The organism is Colwellia sp. 20A7 (genome assembly GCF_009832865.1).
GTDB lineage: Bacteria > Pseudomonadota > Gammaproteobacteria > Enterobacterales > Alteromonadaceae > Colwellia.
Window position 1 is genome coordinate 3,416,736 of record NZ_CP047130.1, and the last position, 18,492, is coordinate 3,435,227.

An 18,492-nucleotide genomic window follows, 5' to 3' on the forward strand; every position below is an offset into this window, starting at 1 on the left:
CGTGGTAGATCTAGTTTTAGCCATTTTGAAAAGCATTCGTTGCGCTTATCATTACTGTATACATATTAACGAACCAGTAAGTGTTTATTGTCATGGTAAACACTATTCAGTTGTTTATTCATTAATTGACTTGTTTCTGACTTTATATTTAGCTGCTTAGAAACATTGGAAAAGTGGCTTAATGCCTCCACGACTTCTTGAATAACCTCTTGGGCGTTTTTCCAAGATGAGAAGTTTGCCTGCATTGCAAGCTTTTGCATTACCTTTAAATTTGGCTGTTTTCCGTACCCTGAAAATGCCGTGGCATGCTCATTGTAAGGGGATGGACTAAAGGTAATATCGTAAAAGGGGGCAAGTTCCCATTTACCGTTATCTACTTGTAAAAATGCCCAGTTTTTACTGTGGTCATCTTGATTTAATGAGAATAAATTAAAGATCATTCGCCTAAACATGTCTTGCCCTTTAGCAGGGCTTTTACACAGTATACTAGTCGCTTTTATCAAGTCTTCATAATCTAAACTTGGCACCCGAAAATCAGCATCTAACAAACCACTTGCGCTATGAAGGTGATGTCGGCCTTCAACACCATGATTATTTTTAATTACATCAAATCGCTTTAACGCTAACCACTTTGTTGCTCCTGATTTTTCTGGAGCATCGAGTAACTTCCATGCAGGCACATCAATATTTGCCATATCAGCGAGTGTCAGATAAGCTGCTTCACAAATACCTTCTTCATGCCCCAATGCAAGTTGAGAAGAGGTGAATTTAACAAGGTAAGCTTCGTTGTTATCAGCTGCTTTGGTGCTGCAATAAGCAGGATCATCGTCATTTAAATAGAGTTGTGCTTTAGGTCTTGCTCCTCCAGAGCTTCCAGTATTGACCAATGCTTGCAGTACTTCTTCGGTTTGACCATCGAAGATAGCTTGTGCTTGAATACCAAGTTCAGCGAGTGAAAAACTATCAGTATCATTATCTTTTAAACCTGAAGTGGGTGAAAAAGATAATGCGCCCATTGCACTATCGCCAATAAAAGAGAGTCGATCCATGGATGTTATCTGTGAAGGCAGAATATCAGACTGTCTGAATATACGATCCATCAGTAATAAACCCCAACCATCGGGTAAAGAATCTGAAAATGCACCATGAAGGTTATTGTGAGGGCTTAGTGGCGCGACTTGAAGTGATGAGTCAAAGCTAAGATTAAAAGGGGATAAATTCGAATAATGGTTTAGGTAATTATCATTATATTGAAAATAAACTCCTCTTCGGTTTTGAGCCAATTCGCCTACAACTATTTGGCTGCCATCGGAAAGCTTTCTTTTTACATCTAACTTCTGTATCTGTTGGAAGCTCATCCTTTTAACACCTCTTTAATTGATCTTGGGTGATATTCACTCTGCCGAGATCGTTCCGTTAATACTTGTAATCGTTCTAAGTCATCTAAGCTTTGCCAAAGTAATAAAAATTGTCGCAATGATATCTGACCTGTTAATTCAAACTTCTTGATTGTTGATGGGGGAACAGTGCTGATCTCTGACACTTGATTCCTAGATAGCTTTTGACTCTTTCGTTGTTCAATTAGCCATTCTTGCATTGAAGCCTGAACATCTGTCGATGATAATAAAGATAGTTTATTCATAATCACATTACATTAAGACACTATAGTGCCCATAATAGCACTATTTTTATTATTTTGGCTACTATTGTGTCCACCTTGCACAGTATGATTCTGTAAGATAAAAAATGGTTAAGCCGCTGGCTTATTGTTCGTTAGAGATCATTCGACATAGCTCCTGCCTTCTAGTTATTTTCATCTGTTACTCCAAAGAATTGTTTAGATGCACTTTGCCGAACGTTTACGTTTGAATCAACGCGTTAATTCCTAAATATATACGAAAATAACAACTTAAAAGAGTGTAATCACATTTATATGTGATTACGCTCTTTAATTCGTATTTATCTGACATTTCACAGTATAAAAACATAAAAATAACATATTATTACGAATCCCCCCTTGGTCTGTTAAGTATTCATGGATTTTATGATAGTAAATGATGGGTATATAGGTTTTTGGGATAAATGAAGCAAGTAGATCTCTTATTTACGGGCCCACAAAAAATAAAAAATAAAAAATAAAAACCGCATAAAATCACACACCTACATTACTTAATCGAATTTTTGCGATAATTGTTAATGAATGATACTCACAACATAATAGAAATGGATTACTTCTTATGAGAAATATTACACACAAAAGTTTGATTTTAATTGCCGTTGCTGGATTGGCTGCTTGTAGCTCAACACCTTATATGCCGCCAACTGAATACCCACTGGTAACCGTGCATTCAGAAGATATGTATGATTGGGATAGCGATTATAGCTATGCTAAGAACATTTCTATGATGGTACGCCCATCAGGTATCGGTTATGGCGTTGATGATGTTAGTAATCCGTCTGACGCTGTTTTAATAACTAAAGATGGTGTATCCGATTCTTTCGCATTAGGTGGAAGCTATTTAGAAGGTGGTATAGGCGGTGCATTACTTTTTGGTGTACTTAACAACACTGTCGAAAAGCAAAATAATTGGGCTCCTATTTTAGTGGATTTCATCCCTGTTGCTGATTTATCGAACCCGCATGATAAAGGCGCGTATTTAAAGCTGCGTAACATTGTATCTAATAACATACGTGCAGCATTAGAAAGCCAGTACAAGGACATGGAATGGATGTAGTGGTCAACTAATTTTGGCCACGGATTTGTATTCAAGCCAGTATCTTTTCTCTGACTCATTTGGTGTTAATCCTCCGTTATAACTGTGAGGCCTAACTTTGCTGTAATATCCAATGATGTAGTTAATAATTGACTTTTCAGCTTCAATAAATGAGCGATAACCTGTTGTTGGTACCCATTCTGTTTTTAAACTTCTAAAAAATCGCTCCATCGGACTATTATCCCAACAGTTACCACGACGGCTCATGCTTTGCTTAATCTGATATCGCCACAATAACTGACGGTAGTTCCTGCTTGTGTAAGTACTTCCCTGGTCTGAATGAAACATCACATTGCTTGGTCGACCTCTTGATTCAAATGCCATTGATAATGGCTTTCGCTGCTAACTTAGTATCGGGCGAATACGACATTGCCCAACCCACTAGTTTTCGGGCAAATAAGTCCATCACAACAAGTTTCATATTTTTATGCATCTATTCTTATCGGTGCACTTTTTTTACCTGTAGATCTATCAACAATAAACTACAACTTAACACTAATGTTATTTCCCATTCTCTATTAGATAAGTTTCATTTTTATACATTTATTCTTATAGGTGTATTTTTTATCTGAAGATCTACCTGTATGCTCTAAATAATTATACTTTGGAGTGTTATGTTAGAAATAAAGAAGAAGTGAATGTTTACTTGCGTGAAGAAAGGAGATTATTGATATGTTCAAGCGCATTCTAATGAGAAATACAAAGTATTAACTCGTGTTTAAATGCGCCTAAATGGTTAACTTTACTGAGTGACTAAAGTTAATTTACTAAAATGAAGTGATTAACGTTAATTGATTAAAGTTTCGCAATTACCGTCTTTATATTATCAATCAACGCTTTATTAATTAATTGGCCGCTATCCACATCAAAATTATCATAAAAATTTGGTACTGAAATAGCCCCCTTTAGATCAGCAGAAAAGTGAGGCGCAGAGCCCTGGGCTACCGACAATACGGTTGCAGCTCCGCCAGGTCCTGGTGATGTTGCCAACATAATAACAGGCTTGTTTTGAAATACTTGTCTATTAATGCGAGACGTCCAATCAAAAAGGTTTTTATAAGCTGCGGCATAAGAGCCGTTATGTTCAGCAAAAGACATTACAATAACATCTGCCTCTCCAAGCTTTTGATAAAAAGCTTTTGCAAGCGCTGGTTGCCCTAACTCTTTTTCTCTATCTTCACTAAACAGAGGAATTTCATAATCATTTATATCAAGTAGTTCTACTTGCGCTCCCTCAATTTGTTTAGCGACATAATTGGCTAACTGCTTATTAATAGAGTTTTTACTAGTTGTTGCTGCGAATGCGAGTACTTTCATTATCATTTCCTATCTTTTATCTTATTGGATGGTTACACTTTAAATTATGATCATTTGATTATTAATCACCTTGCTGTGGATTCATTATTTCCAAATGACTTGCAATGTTTTCATTATTGAAGCGATTTTTAATTTAACAGGTAACATCATGGCAATTAAAAATAGATTATTTGACGGTATGGTTGTTTTTTTTCATGTAGTAAAGTCGGGCAGTTTTACTTCAGCAGCAGATATTACCGGTCACTCTACTTCTTATATCAGCAAAGAAGTTAATAAACTAGAAGCACGTTTAGGTATTCGTCTGTTACATAGAACAACTCGATCACTGAGCTTAACGCAAGAAGGTGAATTATATTTTCAACTCTGCCAACAAATTATTGAAGATGCAGAACAAGCAGAAAATGCCATCGTCGGTAATCAGTTAGAGCCTAGTGGGAAACTTAGAATTAGCTGTCCAATTTCTTACGGCTTATCTAATCTCAGCCCAGTATTAAGCCAATTCACTGAAAAACACCAAAAAGTGCAACTAGAATTAGAGCTTAATGATAGAAAAGTCGACCTCATTTCTGATGGCTTCGATCTAGTCATTAGAGCCACGGTACAACTGGAAGACTCTAGCTTAATTAGCCGCAGAATTACTCAATCAGAAGCCTTAGTTTTAGCTTCCCCCAGTTACCTAGCTAAACATGGTATGCCTGAACATCCATATGATTTAACACGACATAAGATAATTACTTACAGTAATTCAAAACAACCCAATGTTTGGTTATTTCGCGATAATAATGGAGCAGCTGTTCAAGTAAATGTTGAAAGCCACGTACTTACCAATAATGCTTCATTAGAAATAGCTTTAGGCGTTGCTGGCCAAGGTATAATTCGTGTGCCGCGTTTCGCATTAAAAGATGAAATTGAAACTGGCGCATTAGTTGAAGTTTTCTCTGATTGGCCTAAGCCCGCAATAGGCGTTTATATGGTTTACCCGAGTAGAAAACATATGTCAGCAAAAGTGCGAAGTTTTATCGACTTTATTATAGAAACTTTAGGCGATTAAAATAAACGTTACGTAAACTTGAAAAAAGTAGATTTGCTCCAAGCTCATGCTCTGCTAAACATGCACTATTTTATCACATGCTTACCTTCTTACTTATTTTATTACTTACCCTCTGATTTCCCCATAAAGTATCATAACTAAAAAAGCGTTTGTCTTTCTCGGCAAACAAAATAGAACAAAGGGTTGCTATAAATGAAGCGCTATATTAAATTTCAGCAATAAAATACTGTGAGTAGAATAAATGTTAAAAATTAAAAAATTCATGCTGTTACCGCTTATCGCTTTTAGCGCCATGAGCAATGCTGAAATTAGAAGCGTACATTGCCCTTTAGGCTGCCCTAGTTTAGAGATAGTAAATAACGATGTTGTCTTTAATCATACTTACGCATTAAGCAATAACCCAAAAACAAAGTTTGCCGATTGGGTTGCCTATGAAGTCGATGTAGCTAACTTTGGTGATAGCCCAGGTCGAAATTGGGGAAATGACAAGCTAGTAGACGATGATGAATCATTAGAAGAGCCAGACTATAAAGGTGCATTTAAGTTATTAAAAACAGACCGTGGTCATCAAGCACCTCTCGCTAGCTTTGCAGGACATAAAAACTGGACAGAGCTAAACTACCTATCCAATATCACTCCTCAAAAGTCAGCGTTAAACCAAGGAGCATGGGTTGCATTAGAAATTGCTGTTCGTAATGCCGTAAGTTTTAGAAACTCGCTTTATGTGATCACAGGTACTTTATATTCAAAAGAAGAACAGCCATTACCCGGAGCAAATGAATTACACGTCATTCCATCTTCATACTTTAAAATAATCTACGACTTAAAAGGTAATGCCGCGAGTTTCATCTTTGATCAAGACTTGCCAAGAAAAGCGGATTATTGCCAGCAAAAAACGAATAATAAGGCGCTAAAAGCAGAAATACCATTTGCTATCCCAAGCTTTACTGACTCAATAGAAATATTGAAAAGACTCGGTTGCTAGGTTTATCCGAAGCTATATAGAAGTTAATTAGTTTCGAATATTAACGGGAGAAACAGCAAGCTGTAACTCTCCCGCTTAACATATGTTAATGACTGACCGTTTTTGAAAGCACATTAATAATAACAACACCGGCTAAAATAAAAAGCATACCTATAATGGCAGGTAAATCTGGCACTTGCTTGTATAGTACGGCACTTATTACTGCAATTAAAACAATCCCCATACCAGCCCAAATAGCATAAGCGATACCTACAGGAACCGTTTTGAGCACTAAAGATAAAAAATAGAAGGCAACGACATACCCAATAACACATAGAGTACTGGACGTTGCATGAGTAAAATTATCTGACGCTTTAAGTGCTAATGTTGCGACTACTTCGGCACAAATCGCTATTGCCAAATACCAATATCCCATACTAACCCCTTCTATAAACATATTAAGCCTACTTCAATAGCAAGCTATTAAACTACAATTATCAAAATAAAGTTAGCAAAGTAAGCGAAGTATCTGCATTAACCTCATAGCCTTAATCAATATGGCGACAAAAACGTTACTTGTTACTTTATGAAGCAGCAACTTGAGTAACCGCTTCAATAACAACTAATTATACCCACTGTCACGCCCCTAACATATTGTTATCACGAAAAATAAGGGACGCTATGCCCTTTAATCTAATAATTGTAATAATCGTTAGGTAAACTGCAAGAAATCTATATTTTTTATCTATATTACATTTACTTAAGCTATATAATTAGCGGTAGAAAACTCTACCAACCCCCTTTATACAGGACCGACCATGGCAAACCATAAAATACCAAGTGAAATTTTCATGAAAAAAACGATTGCGTTAGCAGTTAGTGGAGCATTTATTGCGACTTCAGGTTTAACAAGTGTATCTGCTTTTGCACAAAATGAAACAGCTGAAAATTTAGAAGTTATTACGGTAACCGCACGTAAGAAAACAGAGTCTATTCAAGATATTCCAGGCGTTGTCAATGTACTAAATAGAAAACAACTTAGAGCGAATGGTACTGGTGATGCAGAATCTTTAGCCCTCAATACACCGGGCGTAGTTTACAGTGAAACTTACGCCGGCGCTTCATCACCTAGAATTACTATTCGAGGCGTTGGTGACGATGATTTCAATCCTAATGGCTCAGCCTCTGCCGCTATTCACGTCAATGGTATTTATCAGGGCACAAACGGATTATTAAATGGTCAGTACTTTGATATTGACAGAGTTGAAGTATTAAAAGGACCACAAGGTACCTTATATGGTCGTAATGCAACCGCAGGTGCGGTGAACATTATCAGTAAACGTCCAGGCGTTGATTTTGGTGGTTACCTTGATTTAGATATAGGTAACTTTGGTAGCTATCGTGGTGAAGGCGCTGTTGATATTCCAATTTCAGATGTGCTACTTGTTAGAGTCGCAGGTATGTTTGAAACATCGGATGGTTTTTACGAACATTTAGGTACTGGCCCAGGAACTGATTTTTCTTATGCGCCAGGTACTATTGCCGCCCAAGAAAATGTAGCTGCTCAAGGAAGTTGGGGCGGAGCCGATAAGCAATCTGCTCGTATTACGGTAGAGTGGGAAGCATCGGTTGAAACCATAGTCACAACAAGACTTACTTTTGGTCAAGATAAAAGTGAGTTAGCTATTCCTGATGTTACTGCTGATAATTGGGCTGAGTATAGTCTATCAGACGCTTTTTTCCTTAACCCACAAGATCCTGCCTTAATCGAATTTGCTAACGCACTTGATAACGACCCTTTCACTGTTTATTCAAATGTGTTGCCTGAATTAGATTCTGAGCAAGTAGGTCTAAATATACAAGTTGACCATAATTTTGACTCTGGCACTACAGGAACGGTTATTTTAGGTTACGAAACGCTTGATCGTAACTATGAAACCGCTGACAACTTACCATTTTCGGTTGCTGATTATTTATTTAAAAATGAGTTTACGCAGTTTACTGTTGAAACCAGACTTGCCGGTACATACGACAACAACATTGGTTGGTTGGTCGGTGCTTTCGCGCTACAAGATGAAATTGATTTTGGCACTAACTTACGTTTCTTGAATTCTGGTTTATGGCAAACTGATGTGCAAACCGATTATATACAAGAGCGTGAGTCTTTAGGTATTTTTGCTTCCTCAGATTGGTCACCAGTAAATTGGTTTACCTTAGAAGCGGGTATACGTTATTCGTCAGACGACGTTACTTTTAAAGGACAAACTCAAAACCTTGACCCTTATGGTGTTTATGGCACAGCATCAACATTCTTCCCAGCGGGTGATGTTTATATTGGCGTTCCTATTGATCCTAACTCGCCGTTATTATTTGATCAATCACTTGATGATAGTAAAGTAACATGGAAGCTAAGCAGTATATTCTCACCAACGAAAGAGTTGCGACTTTATGCTACCGTTAGCACGGGTTATAAAGCCGGTGGTTTTGATGGCTCAACGATATTAACGCCTGAAGAAGCGCTACCAATTGATTCAGAAACCTTAGTTGCATATGAAGTTGGGTCTAAATACCGCACGAAAGACGGACTTTTTTCTGCTGAAGCAAACTTGTTTTATTATGATTTTGAAGACTATCAATCAACAGCTCAGTTAGTGGTTGCTGGCGCAAGCACTAATGTGCGTGCAAACGTGTCTGATGCAACGATTAAAGGTGCCGAAATCGCCTTTACCTTAACACCTTTTGAAGGATTAGATCTTAGAGCTGCAGGCTCTTTTATTTCATCTGAAATTAATAACTTCCAAGGTGAAGATTCTGCAATAGAAGGGAATGATTTACCTTTCTCTCCTGATGTTTCATGGAACGTAGCAGCGATCTATGCCTTAGTACTAAACGAGCAATTTACCTTACGTACTCAACTTGATGCAAGTAGCACAGGTGAACACTTCCAGACAATTGCTAACAATGACTTAGTTGAATCTTATGTGGTAACTAATGCACGTATGGCTTTAGAAACTGAAGATTGGGAAGTAGCATTATGGGTTAGAAACTTAGCGGATAAAGACTACAACGTAGGCTATTTTCCAACATCAGGTTTAACACCAGACACGTTATTAAAAGGGTCACCACGTACGTTTGGCGTAAACTTTTTAATGAACTTCTAAAGTACGTTTGCAAGGAATTAATTAAGTAATGAATCAAGGAATGATTCATTACTTTGTTCATGAAAGCGAGATGGAATACCGTTTCGCTTTATCAATAACTTCCTCATGTTAGCAACGCTAGCGATTAGTACCTGCCGTTAAGTTTAGGTTTAGGTTTAGGTTTAGGTTTAGACTTATTAGAATACACTTTGCTTACAGCAAAACCTTATGCCCTTGCTTTGCCATTACAAAATGTAAACCTAATTTATTATGTTGCTGTAATTGGCTTTGAACCACTGCACTCGCATCGACACCTTTTAATGTACTACTCTTTACATGACTAACAATCACTTTTGTACATTTTAATATTGCAAGCTCATCAAGTAAAGAAGACAAGCTCATTAACTCTTTCGTTAACCATTTAGGGGTTAAATGTCCATAAAGGTATTTGTCAGGGTGGTTATCAGGAAAAGATGCTTCTATTACAATTCCACGCAAATTTTTAGACTTAACTTGCTCTGCAAGATACTGCCATACTTTTTCTATTTTATTTTCTTTTTCTAGCTCGTCTGGCCCAGTATCGCCAAAATACACCATAATATCTTTGTCATTTTCGATAACGAATGCAGTAGACTCAACTGGATGACTTAAGCTAAAGGCGCTAACTTTTAATGATGTACCTGCTATCTCAACGTTTGTTGTTAGAGGTAAGTCGACCATTTGATATTTGTTTAAGCTAGGTGGGTTACCTCGATTAGAAAAATTAGGCCACGCTTGCCAATTAAAGTAAGAGCTAATGATTGCTTTGTTAACCGACGGTAATGCGTATATAGGCTTAGCATTATCATCGGGAGAGACTACCAACAAGCCTGCAATATGATCTAAATGTCCATGACTTATCAAATATCCTGCAATATGATTGCGTAAAATATTAATACTCGGTGTTAATTTTTTTTCAGTATCAATTTTAAGAGCGCTAAAGGCGTTTTGTTGTAGCGACTCCTCAATACCGTTTAATAAAGTCCCTGCATCAAGCGCAACATATTTATCGTCGGTTAAATCTCGAAGTAAAAAAGCACTTAAATTACCATCTCGTCCACCACCGGAATCCCCCAGTACAACAAGCTCAAAAACGGGTGCCCTTTCGGTATCAAGCTCTGTAGCGAATAAATGAAAAGAACAACAGGTGATAAATAGTAAAACGAATGATTTTATAATGTTATACATAAAGGTTTTTGAACCGAATGACTTTGCAAGAATTTTATTATTTCAAACATTTGATATTATGCAAGTTATTCTATTGCTCTTCGTTATATTCCATCATCATTAAGCTGAACGACAGAGAAACAGAAAATTAACTTTACGATTACTTTTTCTGAAAAAATAGAGCTAATCAATGCAAGTATACTATTAATATATGAGAGGTTATTTCCCTGATCTCTATTAGATAAGTTTCATGTCTTTATACATCTATTCTTATAAATATATTTTTTTCCTGCAGAGCAGTGACAATATTTAGGTCAAAATAGCCGTGAAGTTTATTTATGTCCTTTTTAAATAAACACCATCTTTTCACAAAATAAATTGAACTATATCGCAAGAATCGACTCTTATTTAACAGTAATGTTATTTCCCTTAATGTTTTATTAGTGTTTCATGTTTTTATGCATCTATTTTTATAGATGCATTTTTTTTGCCTGCAGATCAGTGACTATATTCATAGATGAATAGTGATTAATGTTATTTCTGATCTTTTTAAATAAACTTCATCTTTCTACAAAATAAAATGAACTATATCGCAAAAATTGACTCTTATTTAATAGTAATGTTATTCCCTTAGTGTTTCATGTTTTTATGCATCTATTCTTATAGATGCATTTTTTTACCTGCAGATCAGTGACAATATTTAGGTAAAAATAACACTAATGTTATTTCCCTCTCTCTATTAGATAAGTTTCATATTTTTATGCATCTATTCTTATAGATGCATTTTTTTTGCCTGCAGATCAGTGACAATATTTAGGTAAAAATAACACTAATGTTATTTCCCTCTCTCTATTAGATAAGTTTCATATTTTTATGCATCTATTCTTATAGATGCATTTTTTTCGCCTGCAGATCAGAGATTGATATTTAGGTAAGAAAAAAGCGTACTATTGCTAGTACGCTTTTGTTAGATAATTGACTTATGAGTATTAAGTGACGTTACTTATTCAAAGCGCTTATTTAAAGTAATTAACGAGAAAGTCATCGAAATTTAAAGTATCACTTTCTTCAATAGCGCGTTGTTTCTTGTGAGATTCAGTTGCGCCATCAATAAAATACTGTTGTGAATAGAATTGATAATCGCGAGCAATTGTTTCCTCACGGTATTTAGCAGCCAATGTTAATGAATATTCAGTAAGACATTGCTCCCCCTCTACCATGATAGATAAAATTTTGGCTGAAGGCGTTAATGTCGCATCATTGATTTTTGCTCTCTCTCTGGCGATAGACTCTGAATATTGCGTTGTTTGATAAGCGTTGTCTAGCAACAATGCCACCTTAGCCATATCGTCAAAGAGTTCATTACCCCACGTTGCAATAGATTTTAAGTGTACTTCGCCAGCACAATCTTGATCTGATAGCATTAATGTTGGATCACGACCTTTCAATACCACATCATTCATATTATTTTCATAATGCTTCTGAGAATCACAATCAAATTTATTATTTTCAATAAAAGCACAATAAGTAATAAAAATGTCTAAAAAGTGTATTTGCTCAAGACTAATCCCTGTATCAACAAATGGGTTTACATCAAGCGCTCTAACTTCAATATACTCTACTCCGCGTTCGCGAAGTGCTTGGGAAGGTTTCTCTCCTGGAGCTATTATTTGTTTAGGACGAATTGGCGCATATAATTCGTTTTCAATTTGTAATATATTACTATTAAGCTGCTGATATTCGCCATTAATTTTTACGCCAATTTTGGCAAACTCTTCTGACTTTAATCCAATAGCATTTTGTACGCCATCAACATAATCATGTAGATCGTTATAACAAATTTGCAAACTAGATTGTTCACTGCTTGTGTACCCTAAATCACTCATTCGCAACGATGTTGCATGTTCTAAATACAGAGCACCACTTGACGTTTTTTTAAAGGGTAGCTGTGGCGTTTTTCCTTGTAAAAAAGATTCACAAATGGCTGGTGAAGAACCGTACAAATAAGGAATTAACCAACAATAACGTTTATAGTTTCTTAAAATAGAAAAGTATTGCTCTGAAATAAAATCTTTCATTGGTATATTTTCATTTCTATCTTGAGCAGTACGAATAACTTTCCAGAACCCCTCTGAAAATGACACGTTAAAATGAATACCGGCAATCACTTGCATCATAGAGCCGTATCGGTTTTTTAAACCTTGACGATAAACCGTTTTCATTTTGCCAATATTAGAATCACCATATCGTGCCAATGGCACTTTATTAGCGTCATCAACAAAACAAGGCATGCTCATTGGCCACAATAATTCACCATCAATATTAGCAAAGGTGTATTTTTGAATATCTTGTAATTGGGCAATAGCCATTTCTGGCGAGTGACTTACTGGCGTAATAAACTCTAACAAGGTTTCTGAATAATCAGTGGTTATTTCACCATGTGTTAATGCAGATCCTAGCTCACTATAGTGACCATGTTCAGACAATTTTCCTTCAGGCAATACTCTTAATGCTTCACGTTCAATACCACGCCCGATATCGGCAAGTGTTTTAAAGTTTCCGTTTTGATTGAAAACGTTAATATAGTCGTTCAAAGATAATGTCAAAATAATTCCTAACGATGGTAAATAAATTCACCTTATTTAATGTTATATAAATAAGGTGTTTTTATTGTTTTTCAAGTTAATAATAGATTTTAGCTAATCTATTAAACCTTTAAAGGTTTTAGTTAGCCAATTGTAGTTCTACAATGTCTAAATTCATTTTTTCTAATTGCGATCTAATGACTTGACCGTCCCCAACAACAATCCATTGCATCGGTTGACTCAATTCTTTTGCAGCAATCTCGTTCAACTCTTTAAGTGTAATAGTATTAATAATTTTATTTTGCTGTTCGCTATAGTTCTCAGGTAAGTTAAATTGTAGTAATTGTCTTAAAAAGCCACTTTTCTTTCCTGGTGTTTCGTAGCTTAACGCTTCATTTTGTGAGATAGCTTGGCGCATGAAGTTAACTTCTTCACTTGTTAACCCATTCTCTTGATAATCAGCTAATTCTTTCTCAATTTCAACCATAGCATCAAAGGTATGTTCTTTTTTAACACTAGCGCCTGCACTAAATAACCCTAACGTTTTTCCTGCCGTAAAGTAACTTGATGCACCGTAGGTATAGCCTTTGTCTTCACGTAAGTTTAAATTAATACGACTATTAAATGCGTTGCCTAAAGGGTAATTCATTAACGTCGCTTTAAAGTGATCTCCTGTCGCATCATAAGTCATTGCTCTACGGCTATAGCTGATAACTGACTGACTAGCGCCAGGTAAGTCAACAAAGTAAATTTTACTCGGCGTTATTGTTGGGAATGATTCGTATGAAGGAATAGTATAATCAGCCCCCTTCCATGATTTTAAATAACCCAGTTTAGGAAGTATTTCTTTTTTACTTATATCACCAACAATAACCAAACTCGCCTGCTTAGGTGAAAAATATTGTTGGTAGAAACCTTTAACATCAGCCAAAGTAATACCAGAAACTGTGCTTATGATACCTTCATTTGATAAGCCTATACGGTTATTTTCGCCATAAGTTACCAACTTAGATGCTTTGCTTGCTAAGTTGCGAGCATCTTTATTACCTTGTTCTAACCCTTGAATTAATTGATTTTTAACTCGGTCAAAATCACTCTCTTCAAAGGCAGGATTTCTCATCATATCAACCATTAATAGTATGGTTGCATCAAGATTTTTTACCAAAGAATTAACTCTAATCGTCGTATTTCTTCCCGATGCACTGACTGAAATATCGCTACCTAGTTTAGCGAGTTCGTTAGAAAGCTCTTCTTTACTATAATTAGTAGTGCCTTCATTCATTAAGCCCGCAGTTAGTGAAGCAAGACCTGCTTTTTCTATAGGGTCAAGCAAAGGTCCGCCTTCTATGCTTAGTAGCAAACTTACCGTTGGCGTTTCGTTATTCTCTGTTGCGATAATTTGTATGCCATTATCAAAACTATCACGCCACAATGTCGGTACTTCAATTTGTGGATTAGTGCCCGACTTAGGCATAACGGTACGGTCAAAGGTGCTGTTATTGCTCATGATAGGTGTATCAATTGGTGCAAGTTCTGGCGGCGTATTGATATCAGGTAAAACAAAGTTATCAGCTTTAGCAATTAACTCTTTTTGTTCGTTAGGGTAAATAGATAATATTGCTGCGCCTTTATCCTTAATATAGGTTTGATAAACACGCATAACATCAGCTTTAGTGACTTTATTATAACGGGCAACTTGCTGTTCAGAATAATCAGCATTACCTAAAACTGTTTCATAATGCGCTAAAGTTGACACTTTGCCTGAAACACTTTGTAAGCCATAAATAGTGCTAGTTTCAATACTTACTTTCGTTTTAAGTAAGTCTTCATCGTTAACACCACGTTCTTCAAACTCAAGTAACGTGTCGTTAATTACTTGCTCAATGTTAGCCAATGCCATGCCTTGCTGAGGATTTGGCAAAGCAAAGAAGCTCATTTGACAAGATAATTCCTTACAAGGATGATTTGCGCCCGCTTGTACTGCAATACCTGATTTAACTAAATTCTTATAAAGTAACGAGGTTGGTCCATTACCTATAATATTTGCAAAAACATCTAAGGCTGCTTCATCTTTATGCATGCCATAAACTGTTGGGAAACTGATGTATAGTAATGGTAGAGAGACATTATCACTGAATGAGTAATAACGGTCTTCAGCTAAAGTAGTTAGCTCTTTAGGCATATTATCTACTTGTGGACCAGTTTTTAAGTCACCAAAGTATTTGTTAATCCAAGCAAGAGTTTGCGTTTCATCTATATCACCACCAATAGTTAACACGGCATTGTTTGGACCATACCAGCGACTAAAGAATTCTTTTAAGTCAGTAACCGTTCCTCTATCAAGATCAGGTAAATAACCAATTACCGGCCAAGAATACGGATGCTCTCTTGGGTACATCATTTGATTTACTGTTTCATTCAATCGACCATAAGGACGGTTATCTACATTTTGTCCACGTTCATTTTTAACGGTTGCACGTTGAATTTCAAACTTCTCTTCGGTAATAGTTTCTAATAAAAACCCCATACGGTCTGATTCAAGCCAAAGCATTTTTTCTAATTGGTTTTTTGGCACTGTTTCGTAATAATTTGTTCTATCAGAATTGGTTGTTCCGTTTAAGCTACCACCACTTTGCGTAACAATTTTAAAATGCTGCTCATCAGCAACATTTTTTGAGCCTTGGAACATCATATGTTCAAAAAAGTGAGCAAAGCCTGATTTTCCAAGCTGTTCTCTTGCTGAACCAACATGATATGTAACATCAACGTGAACCAAAGGATCTGAGTCATCTTGGTGTAAAATAACGGTTAAGCCATTATCTAACTTATACTTTTTAAAAGGTATAACTAAACGTTCATCGGTAGCTACAACATTCTCAACTAACTTAACACCTACAGGCAAGCTGACTTCTGCACTGATATTAGATGAATTTTGCTGGGAACTTCCTTGATTCGTACAAGCAAAGAGTAAAGCACTAGCAACGGCAACAGCACTAATTTTAGAGATAAAATAAAACGTATTTTTCAAAATAACATCCGATATTGAGAGTAAAAATAGATTGATTGAATTATCATAGCAAATAATACCAACAAGTAGACTGATAAAATGTTTAAAGTTATTTCACAAACCAATGATTTTGTTGTTATAGCAAAAAATGCAGACGTGAATTTTCATGATGAAGGCACACCTGGTTCCGGACTATTCTCAAAAGTAAAAGAATATATCCTCAGCGAAGGTAACTGCCAAGAGCTCTACCCTGTCCATCGGTTAGATAAGATGACTTCGGGTTTACTGGTGTTTGCAAAGAATAGTATCAGTGCAAAAATCTTTGGCGAGTTATTTGAAAAACATCAAGTAGAAAAGTATTACCTTGCTATTAGCGATACGAAACCAACTAAAAAACAGGGGCTGATAAAAGGAGATATGGCAAAAAGTCGCAGAGGCATGTTTAAGCTTATGCGAACGATGGAAAACCCTGCGATTACACAGTTTTTTTCTTATAGTATGGAAAACAAGCAGCGGCTGTATTTACTAAAACCTCATTCAGGTAAAACACATCAGCTACGAGTCGCGTTAAGTAGCATTGGTGCTCCAATTATTGGTGATCCGTTATACGCTTCAAACTCAAACATTACTTCAAAGCCACTTGTTGATAGAGGTTATCTTCACGCTTATGCTTTACGGTTTGAATTTTTAGGTGAATCTTATGAGTTTATTTTGCCACCTGATGAAGGAGCTTTTTTTCAATCAGACTGTTTTACTGACAGAATAGAGCAGCTAAATAAGCCATGGTTATTAAATTGGCCGAAGCTGTAACCTAGAAAACATAATTTACGCCATACCTAATCTAGCAACAATATGCAGTAACAAGGTATGGCGGGAGTTGCCTATAATATATCTATTTATAAAGAGTGAAAAAATACGATAGCAATAGCACTTGGACAAACAAATTTAGTATACCACGGCCAAATTTTCCAAAAGAAGCTATGCTCAACCATGTCGTCCCCCTGCTTTAGTTCTTTCAGTATTTGACTACGTTGCCAAATCCAACCAACAAAAACACAACACAACATAGCAATTAATGGCTGCCCGTAAACGGTTGAAAGAGAAATAACTAAGCCAAAAAGCTCATCAAAATTTAATATGATGATTGTACTTAGTATAAATATGCCTAACCCTACTAATACTGTTGCTTTTTTACGTTCAACATTGTGACGTTCAACAGCAAAAGATACTGGTCCTTCTAGCATTGAAATAGAAGATGTTAACGCTGCAATAGTCATTAACACAAAAAAGCCAAGAGCAACAAATAAACCAATACTGCCCATACTATTGAATAATGTAGGCAACACATCGAACACTAAATTAGGACCCGAAATTAAACTTCCGTCGTCACTAAAAATAGCCACACCTTGATATTGTGCGACATACATAGAAGGAATAATTAACAGACCCGCAAGAAAGGCGATGGAAACATCAATTAACGTTACTTGCGCTCCAAGCGAGACTAGGTTCTCTGTTTTAGAAATATAAGAGCCATAAATAATCATGACACTCGTTCCTAGCGATAAAGAGAAGAAAGCTTGGCCAAGTGCGCTAATTAGCAAGTCAGGCTCAAAAACTCGCGAAATATCAGGCTTTAAATAAGCAGCAAAGCCCTCTTCTGCGCCTTCTAAAGTAAAAACATAAATAATTAATAGAATAAGTAATCCAATAAGCATCGGCATTAATCTTTTTGACCACTTTTCGATGCCATCTTCAACACCGCGGCTGATAATGGCCACCGTAAGTAGCATAAACAAACCAGTAAATATTAAATTACGCATCATTGATTGTGATGTTAGCCAACTTGATGTTTCGTTAAAACCTAACACTGATGTAATTGGCTCTATCGCATACGACATCATCCAACCGGCAAGAATGCCATAAAAACTAAGAATAAGCGCAGCACAGATAATACCGCCAAAACCAACAATAAACGCAAAACGTTTTTGCCATAGAGTACGAGACATTTTTTGCATAGACGTAACAGCATTAGCTTGACCATAGCGGCCAATTAATAACTCGGCCATAAATGCAGGATAGGCTAAGCAAAAGGCTAAAACTAAATACACTAAAACGAAAGCTGCGCCGCCATTACTTGCTGTTTGTGTTGGAAATCCCCAGATGTTACCTAGTCCTACAGCAGATCCTGCAGCAGCTAAGATAAAGCCTAGTCGTGAGCTAAAACCACCTCTTAATTTATCCATTACTAACTCTCATTTTTTATTATTCTCATTTATTAACTCTCATTTATATTTTTCTGCAATTTATTTTCTTCTACAAAGACATTTATTTCATATTTTGGTACTAATTGTACGTAATTACATAATCTACTTAAAAGCGACCAATAAAGGTAGTCTTATAATATATAGTTTTTTTCATCAATGTAACTATGAAGTTATATCAATGACT

At 36.2% G+C, this 18,492-nt stretch carries 13 protein-coding genes and 1 pseudogene; 5 read left to right on the plus strand and 9 right to left on the minus strand.

Annotated features, from left to right (window positions below; translation table 11 throughout):
• Nucleotides 1-65: 65 nt before the first annotated feature.
• Nucleotides 66-1,358 (minus strand): type II toxin-antitoxin system HipA family toxin, encoded by a 1,293-nt coding sequence (locus GQS55_RS14715; protein WP_159821218.1) that lies wholly within the window; start codon nt 1,356-1,358, stop codon nt 66-68.
• On the minus strand, nt 1,355-1,642 hold the full coding sequence (locus GQS55_RS14720) for a transcriptional regulator (protein WP_159821219.1): 288 nt from the start codon (nt 1,640-1,642) through the stop codon (nt 1,355-1,357). Before GQS55_RS14720 ends, GQS55_RS14715 begins: the two co-directional genes overlap by 4 nt.
• Nucleotides 1,643-2,237: 595 nt before the next feature.
• Here GQS55_RS14720 and GQS55_RS14725 point away from each other — a divergent pair.
• Complete coding sequence (locus tag GQS55_RS14725; RefSeq protein ID WP_159821220.1) at nt 2,238-2,735, plus strand: hypothetical protein; 498 nt, start codon at nt 2,238-2,240, stop codon at nt 2,733-2,735.
• Nucleotides 2,736-2,738: 3 nt separating this feature from the next.
• Here GQS55_RS14725 and GQS55_RS14730 read toward each other — a convergent pair.
• Together GQS55_RS14730 and GQS55_RS14735 are read right to left on the minus strand one after the other, a co-directional pair.
• Nucleotides 2,739-3,186, minus strand: a pseudogene (locus tag GQS55_RS14730) (IS3 family transposase); the annotation flags it as partial.
• A 383-nt stretch (nt 3,187-3,569) separates the two neighbouring features.
• A complete protein-coding gene (locus GQS55_RS14735) occupies nt 3,570-4,091 on the minus strand; it encodes an NADPH-dependent FMN reductase (protein WP_159821221.1) in 522 nt (173 codons plus the stop codon).
• Between the two features lie 148 nt (nt 4,092-4,239).
• On the opposite strand from GQS55_RS14735, the gene GQS55_RS14740 reads away from it, so the two are divergent.
• Nucleotides 4,240-5,142, plus strand: a complete 903-nt coding sequence (locus GQS55_RS14740) for a LysR family transcriptional regulator (protein ID WP_159821222.1) — start codon at nt 4,240-4,242, stop codon at nt 5,140-5,142.
• Nucleotides 5,143-5,383: 241 nt separating this feature from the next.
• Nucleotides 5,384-6,127: a DNA/RNA non-specific endonuclease gene (locus GQS55_RS14745; protein WP_236559653.1), complete on the plus strand. Its 744-nt coding sequence runs from the start codon at nt 5,384-5,386 to the stop codon at nt 6,125-6,127.
• 85 nt (nt 6,128-6,212) lie between these two features.
• Here the strand turns inward: GQS55_RS14745 and GQS55_RS14750 are convergent, their stop codons facing one another.
• Nucleotides 6,213-6,542, minus strand: a complete 330-nt coding sequence (locus tag GQS55_RS14750) for a DMT family transporter (protein WP_159821223.1) — start codon at nt 6,540-6,542, stop codon at nt 6,213-6,215.
• Between the two features lie 382 nt (nt 6,543-6,924).
• Between GQS55_RS14750 and GQS55_RS14755 the strand changes: the two genes are divergently transcribed.
• Nucleotides 6,925-9,267, plus strand: coding sequence for a TonB-dependent receptor (locus GQS55_RS14755; RefSeq protein ID WP_159821224.1), 2,343 nt, complete (start codon nt 6,925-6,927; stop codon nt 9,265-9,267).
• Between the two features lie 192 nt (nt 9,268-9,459).
• Here GQS55_RS14755 and GQS55_RS14760 read toward each other — a convergent pair whose 3' ends face one another.
• The 3 genes from GQS55_RS14760 to GQS55_RS14770 form a co-directional block, all read right to left on the minus strand.
• Nucleotides 9,460-10,473, minus strand: coding sequence for an MBL fold metallo-hydrolase (locus GQS55_RS14760; protein ID WP_159821225.1), 1,014 nt, complete (start codon nt 10,471-10,473; stop codon nt 9,460-9,462).
• 995 nt (nt 10,474-11,468) lie between these two features.
• Nucleotides 11,469-13,058 (minus strand): glutamate--cysteine ligase, encoded by a 1,590-nt coding sequence (gene gshA, locus GQS55_RS14765; RefSeq protein WP_159821226.1) that lies wholly within the window; start codon nt 13,056-13,058, stop codon nt 11,469-11,471.
• Between the two features lie 118 nt (nt 13,059-13,176).
• On the minus strand, nt 13,177-16,065 hold the full coding sequence (locus tag GQS55_RS14770) for a M16 family metallopeptidase (RefSeq protein WP_236559654.1): 2,889 nt from the start codon (nt 16,063-16,065) through the stop codon (nt 13,177-13,179).
• Between the two features lie 78 nt (nt 16,066-16,143).
• Between GQS55_RS14770 and GQS55_RS14775 the strand changes: the two genes are divergently transcribed.
• Nucleotides 16,144-16,854 carry a TIGR01621 family pseudouridine synthase gene (locus GQS55_RS14775; protein WP_159821227.1) on the plus strand — a complete coding sequence of 237 codons (711 nt, stop codon included), beginning with the start codon at nt 16,144-16,146 and terminating at the stop codon, nt 16,852-16,854.
• A gap of 86 nt (nt 16,855-16,940) precedes the next feature.
• On the opposite strand, the gene GQS55_RS14780 is transcribed toward GQS55_RS14775, so the two are convergent.
• The gene (locus tag GQS55_RS14780) at nt 16,941-18,287 is read right to left on the minus strand and encodes a sodium-dependent transporter (RefSeq protein ID WP_159821228.1); all 1,347 of its coding nucleotides are present in this window, start codon (nt 18,285-18,287) and stop codon (nt 16,941-16,943) included.
• Between the last annotated feature and the right edge of the window lie 205 nt (nt 18,288-18,492).

What these genes read in the sequence shown, in the direction of transcription:
- GQS55_RS14780 (WP_159821228.1), bottom strand. Translation starts at nt 18,287, where the DNA reads ATGGATAAATTAAGAGGTGGTTTTAGCTCACGACTAGGCTTTATCTTA.
- GQS55_RS14735 (WP_159821221.1), bottom strand. Translation starts at nt 4,091, where the DNA reads ATGAAAGTACTCGCATTCGCAGCAACAACTAGTAAAAACTCTATTAAT.
- GQS55_RS14755 (WP_159821224.1), top strand. Translation starts at nt 6,925, where the DNA reads ATGGCAAACCATAAAATACCAAGTGAAATTTTCATGAAAAAAACGATT.
- GQS55_RS14720 (WP_159821219.1), bottom strand. Translation starts at nt 1,642, where the DNA reads ATGAATAAACTATCTTTATTATCATCGACAGATGTTCAGGCTTCAATG.
- GQS55_RS14760 (WP_159821225.1), bottom strand. Translation starts at nt 10,473, where the DNA reads ATGTATAACATTATAAAATCATTCGTTTTACTATTTATCACCTGTTGT.
- GQS55_RS14715 (WP_159821218.1), bottom strand. Translation starts at nt 1,358, where the DNA reads ATGAGCTTCCAACAGATACAGAAGTTAGATGTAAAAAGAAAGCTTTCC.
- GQS55_RS14775 (WP_159821227.1), top strand. Translation starts at nt 16,144, where the DNA reads ATGTTTAAAGTTATTTCACAAACCAATGATTTTGTTGTTATAGCAAAA.
- GQS55_RS14745 (WP_236559653.1), top strand. Translation starts at nt 5,384, where the DNA reads ATGTTAAAAATTAAAAAATTCATGCTGTTACCGCTTATCGCTTTTAGC.
- GQS55_RS14725 (WP_159821220.1), top strand. Translation starts at nt 2,238, where the DNA reads ATGAGAAATATTACACACAAAAGTTTGATTTTAATTGCCGTTGCTGGA.
- GQS55_RS14740 (WP_159821222.1), top strand. Translation starts at nt 4,240, where the DNA reads ATGGCAATTAAAAATAGATTATTTGACGGTATGGTTGTTTTTTTTCAT.
- GQS55_RS14750 (WP_159821223.1), bottom strand. Translation starts at nt 6,542, where the DNA reads ATGGGATATTGGTATTTGGCAATAGCGATTTGTGCCGAAGTAGTCGCA.